Genomic DNA, 15,570 nt, shown 5'->3' on the forward strand with positions numbered 1-15,570 from the left:
GGAGCGCTACGTAGGTTTCAGGCAGGCGATTCCACCGCCGGTGGAATCGCTGCGGTGGCGATCTGGTAGATGTACCTGGCTGCGGGGATGATGGGGGAGACACCGTGACGGAGGCAGAGGCCGACTTACTGCCGGAGCCGGGCGCTCAGGTGACTGTAGATGGGCAGTTGGTCACCGTGGTGGCCGCGACGAGGAACTTGTCCGGTGCCGACTTGGTGTACCGCCGCGGCGACGGCTCGCTTGGCGAGGCATTGCTGGACTCTGCGGACCTGGTTCGTGCACACGTGCCGATGAACGACGCCGGTGGTCACCCGCAGCGGGCGCTGACCGGGCTGTGGGGCCGGTGGATGCAGTACGCAGTGCCGCGCATTCGCTCTGCTGTGCTGGCCACACGACCGCTTCGACCTTATGCCCACCAGGACGAAGCCGTCTTCACCCACATGCTGGCTCAGCCCCGGCTGCGGTTCCTGCTCGCCGACGAGCCCGGCACCGGTAAGACGATCATGACCGGGATGTACGTCGCCGAGGGCACTCGGCGTGGCCTCATCCCAGGCCGGACGGTCATCGTCGTCCCGGCCCACCTGGTTGAGAAGTGGCGCCGAGACTTACGGCGCTATTTCGCCATCGATGCTGATCGGCTCACCCCCGAACTGGCCCGTGACCCGAAGGAGCTCGACCCACGGGTGAGCGTTTGGGTCGTCTCGGTTGACCTCTTCACCTACAACCCTGACGTCCGACGCAAGGTCGCCGGTGCCCGTGCATCCTGGTCGTTAGCTGTTTTCGATGAGGCACATCGGCTTACCCCGACCTCGCAATACCTGACCGCAGCCCGTGAGCTGTCGGTCCGTACCCATCACCTGCTGCTGCTGACCGCCACGCCCCACCGTGGCAAGGAGCATTTTTTCCGGGGCCTGCTCAACCTCCTTGACCCGACGCTGTATCCCTGGGATCCGCGGCAGACCGAGTACGACACTGCGTTACGGCCGAGCACTCTGTCCTTCCTGCGCAGGATGAAGGAGGAGCTGAAGGACCTCACGGGCCGGGCCCTGTTTCCGCCGCGCTACGCCGAGACCATTCAGGTCGGCCTCACTGGGCCGGAGAAGACCGCCTACACGGCGGTCATGGACTATGTCGACACCTTCTACGGCGAGAACGCCACCCTGGCCCGGTCCATCTACGGCAAGCGCGCCGCCTCCTCGATCGTCGCGGCCGCATCCACCATCCGTCGCCGAGAGGGAGCGCTTCGCGGCCCGGCCAGCGGCCGAACCGATGCGCCGGTTCCCGAGGAGTTCATCGGTGCTGGCGTGGACCTGCAGTTCGAGGTCGCCGACGAAGACGCATGGCAGCGGGCCGAGGACACCGTGGTCACTGCCCGAAGCAAGGGTAAGAGCGAGGAGTTGAAGCGCATTACTGCGGTCCTGGAGACGCTGGAGCAGGCTGTCGCCGTGCCGCCGACGAAGTGGTTACGGGCGCAGGAGTTGATGGATCGACACGGTATCCGTCCTGGCGAGGGCCAGCTGTTGGTATTCACTGAGTTTGCCGACACAGCCCGCTGGCTGGCAAGCGTGTTCGCCGAGGTCGGGTTCACCGTGGAGACCCTCGAGGGGGCGGTCGGCCACCGCGAACGTGACCAAATGCAGCAACGTTTCCTCGATGGGCAGTTCCAGGTGCTGGTCAGCACCGACGCCGGCGGTGAGGGCATCGACTTGCAGTCCGCGCACGTGATGCTCGACTGGGACATCCCCTGGTCGCTGGTCCGCCTCGAGCAGCGGATGGGCCGGCTGCACCGCATCGGCCAGAAGAAGCCGGTGCACATCTATCACCTGGTGGCACCTGCTACTCGTGAGGGCCGCGTCCAAGAAGTCATGCTGCAGAACCTCGAAACCGCCGGGCAGTCGCTGAACGGCCGGATCTTCGACCTGCTCGATGCGACCGCCGCCCGCGCCGGTTTCGACTACGGCCGCGCCTTGGTCGAGGCCCAGCGCAGCAGCACCGCCGTGTACGTACCGGTGCCAGGCGCGCAGGAGTTGCTCGACGCCGCCCGCGAACTGGTCGCCGATGAGGACCGTCTGCACACCCCAGCCAACACTGCTGAGGCGATGGCCCGCTTCCGCGCCGATCGATTGGAGGCGATCAACCCGGTCATCGTGGACGCGTTCGTCGACCAACTGGCTTGGGCCCGCGACTGGGCACTGGGCCCAGGCCCGGCGAAAGGCATCCGTGAGGTCAGCTCGAAGCGGCCATTGCCACCCGCGCTCGGTGGTGGCCTTGAGCGGCTGGTCGCTGCCGACGGCGCGTCGGTACGTCAGGCGATCAACGACGGTGCAGAGGGCCTCGATGACGTCGTGGTCCTCGGGCCGACCGAGGAGCCGTTCACCGAGCTCGTTGACCTGGCCTTGCACGAGGGCGAGACCGAGCTCATCCGCGGCAGCCACCTCGTGGACACGGCCGCGCTGACCGGATACATGCTGCTCATCTACGACGCCGAGGTGGAGGCGCATGACGGTGTCCGCCGCCACCGCCGCAAGGCCCCTCTGCTCATTCGGTTCTCCGGCGCAGGTGCGTTCGAGATCGCCTGGGAATCGCTGATGACGTTGCGGCCGGACACCACCGGGTCCACACCGGCGGCTGGCCTACCGCCAGCGGTGCGTACCGAGGGCATGGCGCAGGCGCAGGTCGCTCTATCTCGCGAGGTCGACCGCGTTCGCGCTGAGCGCGCTGCCTGGGTGGTGAAGGCGCGCGAGCAGCTCGACCAGGTCGAGTACCGCTATCTCGATGAGCTCGACGAACTGCCTGCCGAGGTCCGCCGCGAGCGGCGTGACGTATTTGCCGCGCTCAAGATTGATCGGCTCCGGCAGTTGGAGGACATCGGCAAGGTAACGGGGGCCGCGCCTCGGCTCATCGGCTGGGTCCAGGTAGCTGCCGGTTCCCGCATCACCGAACTCGGCTATGACCCTGACAGCGAGGCGGTCGCGGTCGCCACCGTGTTGGAAGAGTTGGAGAGGCTCGGTTACGTCGTTGACGACCGGCAGACTGCTGGCGTCGGCTACGACCTTTTCACCCGCCATCCGCAGACAGGCGAGCAGCGACTAGTTGAGGTCAAAGGCTTTCAGGCCAGACTCGAGGCCGTCTGGCTCGAGCAGCATGAGTGGGCGCAGGCTCAGCAGCGTGGCGAGGACTATTGGTTGTACGTAGTGACAGATTGCGCGACCAGGCCCACAGTCGTCCTGCGCGCGCAAGATCCGGCTGGGCAACTGGCTGCCGGACCGCGGCGCATAGAACGGTTCCAGATCAAGGTTACCGACCTGAAGCGGCTGATGAAGGGCAAAGAGTGAACACCGAGGAAACCGAGCGGGCGACTACTGCGACGGGCTGCCCTACTACCGTCGGTGACACGCGCGAACGTTTGATTGACCATTGGTTTCCCTGCACCACCGTCGACGCTGCCGTTGGGACGCCTACTGGCTCCGGTCGCAGTGAGAAGGCTATTTTTCCGTGGTTCGCCTCGCGTCCTATCGCGCAGGCGCGCGCTGCCGTCCTGACCACGCTTTTGCCAAACGACGATAGCTTGCGAAAGTGGGTCGAGGACGCCGTCCGCTCCGGCAGCCCTGACGCCTTCCAGCGATTAGAGGCCTGTGTCCTCGACAACTACGGGGGCCGCACGCCCGTAGTTGTCGACATATTTTCCGGCCGCGGCATCATCCCCCTCGAGGCTGCGCGGGTCGGCGCAACCGCCGTCGGCACCGACTTGAGCCCAGTTGCAACCCTAGCCGGACGCCTTCTTGCGGATTGGGCGATCCGTGACTGGTCTGCGGAGCCGTCTCTCCCGTTCAAGAGCGATGCGCCTACAAAGCTGGACCTCACGGATGCTGATCGCCTTGGCTCTGACGCGCGGTTGCTTCACGAGGAAATCGGCCGTCGGATGCGGGACGCGCTGGCCGACTTCTACCCAGCCAACTCGGACGGCCGCCGTCCGTGGGGCTACCTCTGGACCGTCTCCATGCCGTGCGACCAGTGCCATCGCCGGTTCCCCCTCATCGGCAGTTTCGTCCTACGGCACCCCTACCACCGTACGCAGGATCTTGGTCAGTCGATGAGTCTGATCGTCGATGATGACGCCTGGAGGATTGAGGTCGTAGAGGGCCCTTCCGTCGCACAGCCGACCTACTCGTCAGCAGGGAAAAAGGGCAAGAGCGCTCGTTGCCCCTTCTGCAGCCACGTGCACAGCCTGGAAACGGTGAAGGCTAAGGGCTTCGTCGGGCAGTACGTCGACGAGCCGTTGGTCGCCGCAGACTTCACCGCGGACGATGGCGACACCAAGAAGATCTTCCGGGTACTGCGCGCGGACGAGCGGGCCGCAGCCCTGTCGGCCCGTCCCGAACTGCTGCCGAAGGTCGGGCACCTGTCCGCAGTTCCCGATGAGGCCATCCCGACGGGCAACGTGCATACGGTGCAGGCTAGCGGCTACGGCTACACCAACTACGGTCAGCTCATGTGTGACCGGCAGACCCTGCTGTTCGGCACTCTCGCCGTACAGATTCGCGCCTGCCACCTAGAGATACTCAACGCTGGCATTTCGGCCGAGTATGCGCACGCCCTGGCTTCCTTCGCCGCAGCAACCCTCGTACGCGGCCTTCGCTACGCGACACGCGGTGCGCGGCTGCGCCCTCACGGTAAACCAGATGGCTCAGGGCAGAACCGGGTTCAGGTCGGAGACCTCTTTGCCAATGAAGCAAGCTTGTCCTTCCAGTTTGACTTTTTCGAGGCTGGCATCGGGGAAGGGCCCGGAACTTGGGCTGGTTTGACCCAGACCGGCATGACGCCGCTAGCGGCGCACCTGCGTAGGCGGCGCGGAAAGCCTGCCCGGTTCCGGCGCGAGAATGCTATGGCTCTACCGTTCCGCGACGGAACGGTAGACGCAGTCGTGACGGATCCGCCGTATTACGACATGATCGAGTACTCCGACGCCTCGGACTTCTTCTACGTTTGGCTCCGACGTGCTCTCGTCGACGTGCAGCCAGACCTATTCGCTGACACCATCGGCACCGAGGTGGCTCCCGACCTGCAGAATAAGGATGACGAGATCATCGTCCGCCGCGTCTACAATGGAGGCATCCGACACGATCGCGACTTCTACGAGCGGTCGCTGTCCAGGGCCTTCCACGAGGCTCGGCGAGTCTTGCGCCCCGACGGGCACCTCGTCGTTGTCTTCGGGCATTCCGACCCAGACGCTTGGCTGCGCCTGCTGGGCGCGCTGCACGACGCTGGCTTCGTCGTAACGAGTGCCTGGCCATCCCGGACCGAGACGTCCAACACAGGTGTCGCCAGCATCAAGGTCACTGTCACCATCGGCTGCCGGGTCGCCGCGCCGGTGCGCCCTGTCGCTACCGCCGCGCAGGTCGACCGTGAGGTGACGGAGGCTGTCAAGGCTGCCGTGCGCGGATGGGATGCCGACGGTCTCGCGCTGACCGACCAGTTGATGGCGGCCTATGGGCCAGCGATGGAGGTCTACGGCCGATACAGCAGCGTTCTGTTGCCCACCGGTGAGCAGGCTGGCCTAGAGCGTTACCTCACTCTGGCCCTCGCCGCAGTCCGGGATGCGACGGCGCTCAAGCTTGACCAGTTGCCGCTGGAGACATTCGACGCCCCAACCCGCTTCGCAGTCTTTTGGCAGCGCCTACACGGACGCACCGACGTTCCGAAGGGTGAGGCCAGGTTCCTTGCGCAGGCTGACAATCTCCGGCTGGAGGAGATGCGTGGGCTGCTGACCGAGAGCAGGAGCGGGTTCAAACTGCGTCTGGACAGCCCGGAGGCGGTCGGCCACGGGTCTTCGAGCTTCGAGGTCGCCCGTGCGATGGCGAAGGCATGGGACGACGGCGGCACCGAGGCGGTCGCAGCCGTCCTAGCGATCGCCGACCGGCCAGCCAATGACGCCCACCTGTGGGCGGTCGTCGCTGAGATCGTCCGCCAGTTGCCGACCAGCGACCCAGTTGCGAAGGCCCTTACCGCCGTCCAGCGGAACGCCGGAACCATCGGAACCATGATCGAGTACGTGGCCGCGACCGCCGCGGCAGAGACGGACGCGCAGGCACAACTGGCCTTGTCGTTCGGGGAGGACCAGACGTGACCACTAGTAACTCCGCACCCCACTGGGCGGATATCCTCGAGCTGCGGCCCGAAGTGCGCACCTCCGATGGTTCCATCGGAGAGTTACAGATGAGCTTGCACAAGGCCGTCTACCAAACCGTCGACGTTCCCTACCGCAAGGTCGAGTACTACGGCGACATTACTGAGCCGACTCCAAACTTGGTCGGGTTCTTCGCCCGGGTCGCCCGTCGGCTGGGCACGAATGCCGACGCTCCCGCGCTGTTTCACCTCGACCAGGGTATGGGCGGTGGCAAGAGCCACGCCCTTGTCGGTTTGTACCACATGGTCAATAGTCCCGACGAGTTCTTCGCCACCGATTTGGGCCAACAGGTGCACGCCGAGGCCGCGCGCAGCACAGGTGAGATCGATCTAGCCAACGCGGTCACCGTAACGCTCACTGCGGACTACTTCAGCCCTAGAGCCACCAACGAGGTGTTCGGCCCGGCGACCAATCTGTTTGAGCGGTTCATCTGGGCTCTGGTGAGCGGCGACATGGACCGCTACCAGCGTTACATCGCCGGCGGGCCGAACAAGGGAACCTTGCAGCAGGCGCTGACTGATACTGGACGGCCGGTGCTGATCCTGCTCGACGAGCTGATGGACTATATCCTGGCGCTGTCCGACGTCGCCCATATCGACACGATGCCGAGTGAGAAGGCGTTCCTTAATGCGCTGATGGACGCTTGCGATGACGTTCCCTGGGTGGCGTTTGTCGTCGTGATGATCCGCTCCGAACTCGACGAGCGCGGTTACCCGCCGCAGGCCGTCGACTTCCGCGACTACGTCGGGGCCCGGCTAGTGCGCAACGGCCAGACCGTCGCCGTCACTGAGGCGCAGGACTTTTCCGCGATCATTCGCCGCCGGCTGTTCGAGCTGCCGGACGGCGAGATGCCACTTCGAGACCTGACTCGCCGGTACACGGCCGCCGCCGACGGGGCCTGGCGTCAGCAGGTGTTCGACAAACTGGGTGCCAATCGCGGGCTGCCGGGCTTCGAGGAGCGCGCGGCGGCTAGCTACCCGTTCCACCCGGAGTTGATGCGATTGGTACGCGAAGAGTGGTCGCAGGTCTCCGGCTTCCAGCGGGTCCGCTCCACCGTCGCCATCTTCGCTCGCACCGCGCTGCACTGGGTCAGCGAGCACAAGGGTGGACGGTGGGCGCCGCCGCTGATCGGCGTCGGGGACATCCCGCTCACTGTCGCGCTCGAGCAGTTGCTGTCCTCCGGCCTGCTGCTCGGCAACGACCGCGCAATCCAGGGCTACCGAGCCGTGGCGAATACCGATGTCACCAGTACTGACGGCCGGAGCGGCCGCGCGGTCAACGTCGATGCAGCATTACGTCGCGATGGCGTCGCCGTTGACCAGCCAGCGCCTGCGGTACGAATGGCGACTGCCCTGCTGTGCTATTCGATCGTAAGCCGCAGCCAGGCCCGCCGCGGTGCCACGAAGGCTGAGCTGCTGTTGGCGATCTTCGGGCCGGCTGGCGCGCTCGCGCCGTATCCTGCCGCCGAGGAGGTCTTCAACAAACTCACCGGCGACGACGGCCTTGGTGCCCTCGAGGTCACTACGCCGAGTAACGCACCCGCCCGGTACCACCTGTCGATCAAGCAGACCCTGCGCATGTATTTCACTGCGGCGATGGCGGTCGTTCCGCCGAATGCCCGCGGCGACCTAGTCTGGGAGCAAGCGCGCAAGCTGGCCTTCAAGGGCAGGTTCGATGACCTCGTGCGCATTGACAAGCCTGCCCAAGATGCACCCTTGGACAAGGTGTTCGAGGGCATCGACAGCTCCCAGACGCAGCTGGTGCTGCTCGACCCGCGTCGCTGGACGTTGCTCAACGGTAAGGACTCCGCCAGCCGGCAGGACATCACCGCCCTGCTCGGCCTCGGCGACAACCCTCTGCGCGTGGACAATGCCGCTAGCTGTGTTGTCGCCTGCGTGAACACTCAGCGGCGCGATGTCGCGCTCAAGCGAGCCGCAGAGGTGCTGGCATGGCGTGAAGTGATCAAGCAGTTGACCGACGATACAGAGGACGAACTGCGGGAGGCTCGCAGCAAGCACGATGAGGCCATCGGAAAGCTGCGCCGTGACGTCGAACGGGCTTACCAGCATTACGCCTATCTGGTGCGCGCTGGTGACCTGCATGTGGAGTTCAAGCGGTTCGACGAGGACAGTCGCACGGCGCTCAACGGTGACCACGTCTGGACCGCGCTAGTCGACGCTGGACGCGCGACCCAGCCCACCGGGCTGGCTGCGGGCTACCTGGCCGCGCTGCTCGCCGACTTCGGACGTGAACTGACCCTCCGCGAGATTGTCCAGTCGTTCTACAAGAACCCGGCGTTTCCGTTGGTTTCCTCCACTGACGAAATTCGTCGCGTCCTGTATGAGCTGATCAGCGACGACTGGGAGCTGATCGACGCTGACGGCAACCGCTTGGCCGTAGCTGGTTCCACACAAATCTCTATCAACTCGATCAACCAGACGCTGCGCCGCCGCAAGGCCGAGCAGGTGGCACCACCCCAGCCTTCTGGTGGCGGTGAGCGGTCCAGGGGCGGTCAGCAGCCTGGGACCGGTGGTCAGTTGCCAGGTAGTGGCGGTCAGTTGCCCAGTGGCGGGCGGCAGCCGAAATCCACGCCGCCCGCCCCCAGTCCGACCGTCTATAAACGGTACCGACTGCGCTTGACCAACAAAAGCATAACCAGTGGTGATGCCCGTGAGCAGGCATGGCAGCTGCTCCAAGAATTGAGGAAGGTCATCGACCCAGCCAACCAGGCCGATCACCAATTGCTCAGCCTGGACCTCACCCTCGTCACTGCCGAAGGCGAGCAGGGTGCCATCGAGGCGAAGGCCAAGACGCTTGGCGCACAGGTTACGGTCGAGGACGACGAATTTTAACCAGGACGAGCGCGACGAGCCACAAGTGATACCAGTCCTGGCTGGATAGCCACTCGATGATGCATCGTGCGGCATCCGCCCTGCGGCCGAGTACACCGTCTCGTGTCTTGTGGGGCACGAGGCGGTGTACGCCGAACGGGATCAGCTCGCCGCCCACCTCACGATCATGTTCCTGACGCGCGGATGGTGCGCGGTTGGCGCAGCTCAGCAGCATTGTCCAGTATTTTGACACCCCCAGGACTTGGCTGCGTGGCGGCGCGCGAGAAGGTCCCGGTGCTGGCGCAGCACCGCCTCCGGGCTTTACCGGCACCCGGAACCGACGAAGTGCTTCCACTGAGAGCCGGTAGTGGTATCGCGAAGAACGCTCGGTCGCCGGGGGAGAATCGCGGCCGAGTCTTGCCCGTTTAACCCTCCCGGGTCGTGATCTGGTGCCGCAGCGCGAGGCTCTCCGCGTCCTTATCCCGATAGCTCATGGGCCGCAGGCCCAGCAACCCGAACGCGTTGGTCACGCCCAGGTAAGCCAGTCGGGCAGCAAGGCCGACCGTCATGCCGTGCTGATTGACAACTGTTCGAGATCACGACCGCTTCCGTACACCATCTCTGCAACCGTCCGTCACCTACGCGGACGAGGTTGTCGACAGGTGCAGCATTGTCAGGCATCTAGTTAATCATCGTCGAGGAGCCGATGGCAGTGCATCACACTAAAACGGACATCACATCTCATGCAAGCCCGCTGGGTTATTCAACTCATGCCGAGGCTATCCCGCTAGCCGTGGAGTTCAGACATAGGAATCGACTTACCTACAGGGCCCTTGTGAGTGGGGAGTGGAGTCCCATCGTGACCAAGATTGGCCACCCACTCAAGCGTCTCGCCAACCCTTCGGTGCAGCTTGAAGTAGCAGCCGCCGTGTCGATCTTGTCTTGCGACGACTTTTGAGTACCACAGCGGGCCTTTATCGAACTCATAGAAATGCCCGAACCGGTCGTGTTTCTTCTTGCTTGTCCATGAATCTATAGGAAGTGGTGGATCTTCGAGCGTGAGATCGACCACTTTTGCGGCGTTGCCTTCAGCCGAGTCAATCTCTTGGAGTAGCAGTAGCGCCGGACTCAATCTCCGCATGCGGATCAATGCCCGGCGTAGCTCTTGAGAAAAGTCCGCCGCTGAATCCGCCTCAAGCTCGACAACCTGCGGCTGAGCGGTGCCCTCCCGGTAGGAAGATATAAATGCTTCGGCAGAATGAACGCGATTCTTCCATACTGCGAGAACTGATGGCGGCTCGTGGCGGAGGCGAAATGCCAGCTCCGGCCGTTGGCTGCTAGGGTTCAAGATAATCTGCGCGTTGAAATCCAGCACTGAAGATGTGGCTCGCAAGCCGTCCACCACCAATCCCTCACTAAAATCGGAGGGCGCGGAGTCGCACATTAGAATTACAATGCGTTTGCGTGCGACTCCGCTAGGGAGACGTTGCTGGGCCGCAGGTGTGGCTCGAAGCCACAGAGACTCTAGAATTGCGGAGAATGTAGACGTCTCGTCGACCCAACGTGCACTTATCGAAGCGTCTACTGGCGATGCCCCCTTGTGGGGGCCATCTATAACGATTACTCGTGCCACGACTGCAACTCGAGCTCCGCTTACCAAGCCGGCAGGGCTCACGGCAGTTGGTTCCGAGGAGAGGACGGTGGCTAATCCAATGTGGCGAAGGCGGATACTTGGTTCCGGTAGGACGATTCCAGCGTTAAGAAGCTCCTCCGGCGAAGGCGGCCGCAAAGGGACGACCAAGCCCGGGTCTGCCAGAAGTGCCCGCCAAGCGGCCTCTTTTAGATCGTCCTCCACGCCCAGAGGTCGGCTTCTGATGGCCTCTTTGACGCGCATCAGGCCCGCTGATGATCGAGGTAGTTGAACATCCGACTCACCGGAGATAGCCCATTTGTGCTTCAGCTTGATGCCCAAGCCAATGGGGTGCTCGCGGCCACCTAATCTAGGTGCCGCGTCCAGGATCCGGCAGTCTGCAACTAAACTGCGCAGACTAAATCCAATGAGTCTGCTCACGGTTCCAGTATGTACTCCACTGGAATTCGCAATTGTAGCAATTCGGACAGTGGCATGCGGGCTACTGCACGATGAACGCGTGCCCTCACCTGTTCGGAGTCCACGCCGCTCCTTGGTGTTGTTCGATCGGTTCTGCTTGTCACCGAACCGAAGGTTCCGCCTTGATCACGTTGGCGTTTTCGCCCAGTCAAAGAGTCTACATCGTAAAGATCAAATTCAAGGCCGTGTTGTTGCATCCAGTCTTTGACGCGAGCGGTCACTCGTCCGAGCCTGAAGCGGTTCCAACGTTCGGTGAGGCTTGTGTTGGATCGAACCATTGACGTGAATGCGGCGAGGGGCTTCTCTTTTTTTAGAGCATCCTCTAGTAGTGCGCGCTCAGGTTCGCTCGTTTCACTCGCAAATGCCTTCATCCAGCCCAGTTGCTCGTCGATCTGAACTGGTTCGATAACGAGGAATTCGTTTGGGTGATCCATGAATCGCGTGCGAAGTTCGCTCACGTCACTCGACTCACGTGAGGTAGGATCAATCGGAAACTTCGCCGCTCGATGAGTTCGGAGATCGAAAACGCGAGTAATATCTGGACGGTAGTCGAAAAAGGTCGACCATATGTCCGGCCGTATGGATCGTACCGAAGAAGTCGAAGACTCTGGCGGCTGCACATCCTGCGGCATGCTTATTTCGGCATCCTGCCCGCTCCCGTAAGCTGGTAGGCGCACCGCGATGAACCCGGCCTTTTCTGCGGCCACTAGAAAGTGTCGGAAGCTCTTGTGGCCGTATTCACTCTCGCTAAAGCCCCCAGCAGAGAGTCTTTGCATCTCAGTCTTGACTGCGGCAGCCGTCGTCCTTCTCCCGCGGGAACGCAAGTTCGTCACCGCCAACTGGACAAGGCCGAAAGCGGGGTTAGTATCGAGCAAGACATCGGTGGCGTCGGCCACCAGCTTGGGAGTTGACTCAGTAGAGTCGTCGTTAGAGTTGGGCAGCATGCCGCTTAGTTCGACGCCAGAAGTTACAGTCGCCGATGAGGTGGCGAGAGACGTGCCGATGTTGGGCACGCCCTCGCCACTCTCAGGACTGACTGGGTGAGCTTGCACGCTGTCGAGCGGATCGTCTGGACCGCTGGTTGCCGGCTCTCCGCTGGCTTTGGACTGCCCCTCGGGGTTGACGTCCGGGTTCACTCGCTACTCCTCAGCTCCGCGTGCGAGCATGGCAGATCAAGCCTTGGGGGCATGACCTGGTGGGAGTAACTGAACAACCGTCCGAACCTGCCGCCGTTTGAACCTCAGGCCCTGCCAGCCACCCTCGTTGCCAGAGTGGTCGGCTCGCACTGATGCGGCAGGTACTGTATGCCCACCCTACAGATAGGGGTAGGCGCTCAGTCCTCGGATGTCAGGATAGGCATAGTTGACTGTTACGTCAAGCTCATCGCCCACGGGCTGCACAGCGGCCCTGCAAGCTGCCGTCCGAAGCAGGCGGGGACACCCCGAACCGCAGGCTGCGAGCCTCTGCTTCTCAAGATCGTACTCAGCCTTTGTCCCGCTCAACCTTCTGACTCTTGCACCTGCCAGTCGCGTGCCCGCCTGGGACGGATCGCCGCAGGTGCGTCGTCATCCTGTTGCGCGGTGCCCGCATCGCCACTATCCGTCGACGGCGGCTTCCGAAACTCCTGGTCCGGTGAAAGGTCAATCGCGCGAGCCCGCCGCGCGTGCTCGCGTCTGAAGTTGCGAGGCGTCGCGTTGCGCGATCGTGACACGGATGCCTGAGTGACCGCAGCTGGGTGATTGGTGGTCAAGGTGTGGCAGCACGAAGGCCCTGGAGAGGCGGCGGAACGTGTGTTCGGACTGGTCACGATGCGCCCGCGTGGTCAGTTAGGTGATCGCTTGTTCCCGATGGTCAACCCACCGCCTTACGTCCCACCGGGCGCGAGGCGGTGTCGGGAACGGGATCAGCTCGCCACCCACGTCGTCTTCCTGCCGCGTCAGGCTCACGCGGCACCCCTACGCAGGGCGTCGCGGACCTCGCGGGCCGTGTCGGTGCCGCACCCCAGCGCCTCACGCAGCCGGGTCGCGGACGGGTCGGCGGGCAACCGGCCAGAGGCGATCAACCTCCGGGCACGGTTCACCAGTAGAGCCACCCGATCCCCGGTAGCGCCGTGTTGTTCTGCTGCTGTGTCGAGGACGTTTTCCCTGTACCCCGGGCCGGTAGGTGCGGCGGTAGGGCCTACCGGGAGGCCGTGGTCCAGGTCCGCGAACGCGGACCAGATCACCGGCAGTACCGCCACCGCGCCGACCGCGACCAGCGGTCCGATGGCGTGTGCGAGGAGCTGCATCGTGTCGAACCGCGCCCACGGCACCGACACCCACGGCAGGTACGGCCACACGTTCAACGTCAGCGTCACCGCCAGCGCCCCGTACTCGACCACCGTCAGGTGCCGGTGCCGCAGCACCCGGCCGCGAGTCGCCAAGAAGGCCCGTGCGCCGACGACCACCAGCAGCACCGCCGAGATCACCGGCTCCACCGCCCACGCACCCCACCACGCCGCGCCCCGCTCGGTCATCGACCGGGTCAAGGTGTGGTGCACGCCCGTGGTCGACCAGCCCAGCGCACCGACCAGCGCCACCAACGCCACGACGGTCAGTACCAGGCGCACCCGCGCGGCCTGCCAGGCCCGTGCCGCCGGGTCCTGGGCCAGCGTGTGCAGTCGGGCGGCCTCGGCGGCGCGTTTGCGGCTGCGGCGCACCCGGTCGGTGTCCACCAGCAGCGGCGCGGCGTCCGCCTGCAACTCCAACAGGGAGTGCGCCTCGTCCACCTCGGCACGCAACTCCCGGACCCGCCTGGTGGCAGACGGCGGCGCGACGACCGGGGCTGCATCGGACACGACCGGGGCGTGCCCGGCGACGTACCTCTCCAGTTCGGTCACGGCGCGCCGCACGTCGTCGTCGCCCGGTTCGGGGAAGGGGATGAGGGTGGTCATCGCCGCACCTCGCAGTTCCCGCCGGGGCAGTCCACGATGCGCCAGATGCGGCGCGCGGCGGCGTTGCGGCCGGACAACAGGTTGGTCGCATCACGCAGCCGCTCGGCGGCCACCCGGTTCTCCAGGCAATGCGCCGGGGAGATCCAGCCGCAGGGGTGCGCCAGGGTGGCGGGCTCGGCGTAGGTGAGATGCACGCGGCTCATCGGCCACCCCCGCTCCGGCGCGGCGCGCAGTGCGGGCACGGCACCGACCGCGTGCGGTCCTCGTCCTGCCAGACCACGCGGGCGCTGACCGGGTCACCGGGGCGGGCGTCGCACTGCCCACACTCCGGCGGCACCGCCGAGCGCCCACCGGGCGCGCTCGGCGAAGGACGGTTCTTCGTACGGTTAAAGGACGGTTCGGGTGCAGTGTTTGCACCTCGTGCCGTCGCTGCTTGCACCCCGCGGGGTCGCGTTTGCACCCTGTGCTGGTCAGCGGGGCGCAAACTCTGCACCTCGTCCGCTGAGTTGTCCACAGGCCTTTCGGCGCGGTGCATGGCCAGGTCCCATCCGCGCGGGCGGCGGTCGGAGCGCTTCACATATGCGGCGACGATCGTCGGGTCGGACGGGTCGATCAACTTCAGCTCCTCCAGCGCCCGCAGCGCGTACTGGACCGACCGCTCGGACAGTCGGGTGTAGCGCACCAGCGTGGAGACGGCGGGGAAGGCGTTGCGGCCGAACGGGTCGGCGTGGTTCGCCAGGCCCAGCAGGACGACGGCCAGCGATGAGGCGTCGCGTCGGTCGCGGGGGATGGGGGCGTGGTTGAGCGCCCAGGTGATCGCCTCGATGCTCACCAAGCACCGCCCACGGCGCGGACCCGGTGGAAGAGGCTGGCGACGGTGCCGACCACCGACGTGTCCCGGTCGGCCAACCACTCGACGACGTCCCGGTCGTGCTCGCCCAGAACGATGCCGTCCAGCGGCTCAAGGAGCGCGGCAACTCGGTCGGCGTGCTGACGAGCACGCCACTGCTCAGCAGTCTCACTCGCCTGTGGGGCGTCAAAGCGCCCAGGACCGTCCATATCGAACGGTGGTCGGATGCGACGCGGCGGACGTCGGAGTGGCACGACGAACGCCGGATTCGGCGCGTTGAAAGGGATGGTGTTCCTCATGAACAGGACCTCTGGTGCTCGGGTCCCGTCTCACAGGCGTCTCACGAACCTGTTAGACGAGGCCGGACTGGAGGCCCTGACCTGGACTGCCGCCGGACTCGACCAGCCACAACGGACCTGAACGGGCCACTGTGGACATCCCTTGTCCCGCTGGGGGTCAAGGGGTCGCAGGTTCAAATCCTGTCGTCCCGACGGTCTGAAGAAGCCCGCTCGATCTGGATGAAAGACCAGGTCAGCGGGCTTTTTCGCGTGCTCGTGTCGATCTTGGGATGACTGTCCATAATGGTCTGTACTGGTCGGTAACGCGGGGTTTGGGAGGATTTTGGGAGGATCGGATCGAGCGGGGCGAAATGGGGTCGCG

9 protein-coding genes are annotated in these 15,570 nt (G+C 64.6%); 3 read left to right on the plus strand and 6 right to left on the minus strand.

What is annotated here, in order from left to right; all coding sequences use genetic code 11:
• The first annotated feature begins 104 nt into the window (after positions 1-104).
• From ACR807_RS04675 to ACR807_RS04685, 3 genes are read left to right on the plus strand one after another with little or no spacing between them, the layout of a single operon-like run.
• Positions 105-3,335 carry a helicase-related protein gene (locus tag ACR807_RS04675; protein WP_438919941.1) on the plus strand — a complete coding sequence of 1,077 codons (3,231 nt, stop codon included), beginning with the start codon at positions 105-107 and terminating at the stop codon, positions 3,333-3,335.
• On the plus strand, positions 3,332-6,127 hold the full coding sequence (locus ACR807_RS04680; RefSeq protein WP_438919942.1) for a hypothetical protein: 2,796 nt from the start codon (positions 3,332-3,334) through the stop codon (positions 6,125-6,127). The genes ACR807_RS04675 and ACR807_RS04680 overlap by 4 nt, the downstream gene beginning before the upstream one ends.
• Positions 6,124-9,039, plus strand: a complete 2,916-nt coding sequence (locus ACR807_RS04685) for a DUF499 family protein (protein WP_438919943.1) — start codon at positions 6,124-6,126, stop codon at positions 9,037-9,039. The genes ACR807_RS04680 and ACR807_RS04685 overlap by 4 nt, the downstream gene beginning before the upstream one ends.
• 766 nt (positions 9,040-9,805) lie before the next feature.
• Here ACR807_RS04685 and ACR807_RS04690 read toward each other — a convergent pair.
• The 6 genes from ACR807_RS04690 to ACR807_RS04715 form a co-directional block, all read right to left on the minus strand.
• On the minus strand, positions 9,806-10,420 hold the full coding sequence (locus ACR807_RS04690; RefSeq protein WP_438919944.1) for a hypothetical protein: 615 nt from the start codon (positions 10,418-10,420) through the stop codon (positions 9,806-9,808).
• 665 nt (positions 10,421-11,085) lie between these two features.
• Positions 11,086-12,264: a UPF0158 family protein gene (locus ACR807_RS04695; protein WP_438919945.1), complete on the minus strand. Its 1,179-nt coding sequence runs from the start codon at positions 12,262-12,264 to the stop codon at positions 11,086-11,088.
• 806 nt (positions 12,265-13,070) lie between these two features.
• Positions 13,071-14,060: a hypothetical protein gene (locus ACR807_RS04700; protein WP_438919946.1), complete on the minus strand. Its 990-nt coding sequence runs from the start codon at positions 14,058-14,060 to the stop codon at positions 13,071-13,073.
• Positions 14,057-14,263, minus strand: a complete 207-nt coding sequence (locus tag ACR807_RS04705) for a hypothetical protein (RefSeq protein ID WP_438919947.1) — start codon at positions 14,261-14,263, stop codon at positions 14,057-14,059. Before ACR807_RS04705 ends, ACR807_RS04700 begins: the two co-directional genes overlap by 4 nt.
• Positions 14,260-14,892 carry a helix-turn-helix domain-containing protein gene (locus ACR807_RS04710; RefSeq protein ID WP_438919948.1) on the minus strand — a complete coding sequence of 211 codons (633 nt, stop codon included), beginning with the start codon at positions 14,890-14,892 and terminating at the stop codon, positions 14,260-14,262. The genes ACR807_RS04705 and ACR807_RS04710 overlap by 4 nt, the downstream gene beginning before the upstream one ends.
• Positions 14,889-15,209, minus strand: a complete 321-nt coding sequence (locus ACR807_RS04715) for a hypothetical protein (RefSeq protein ID WP_438919949.1) — start codon at positions 15,207-15,209, stop codon at positions 14,889-14,891. The genes ACR807_RS04710 and ACR807_RS04715 overlap by 4 nt, the downstream gene beginning before the upstream one ends.
• Between the last annotated feature and the right edge of the window lie 361 nt (positions 15,210-15,570).

The sequence above is a fragment of the Saccharothrix sabaoui genome (genome assembly GCF_051756985.1).
Classification (GTDB): Bacteria; Actinomycetota; Actinomycetes; order Mycobacteriales; family Pseudonocardiaceae; genus Actinosynnema.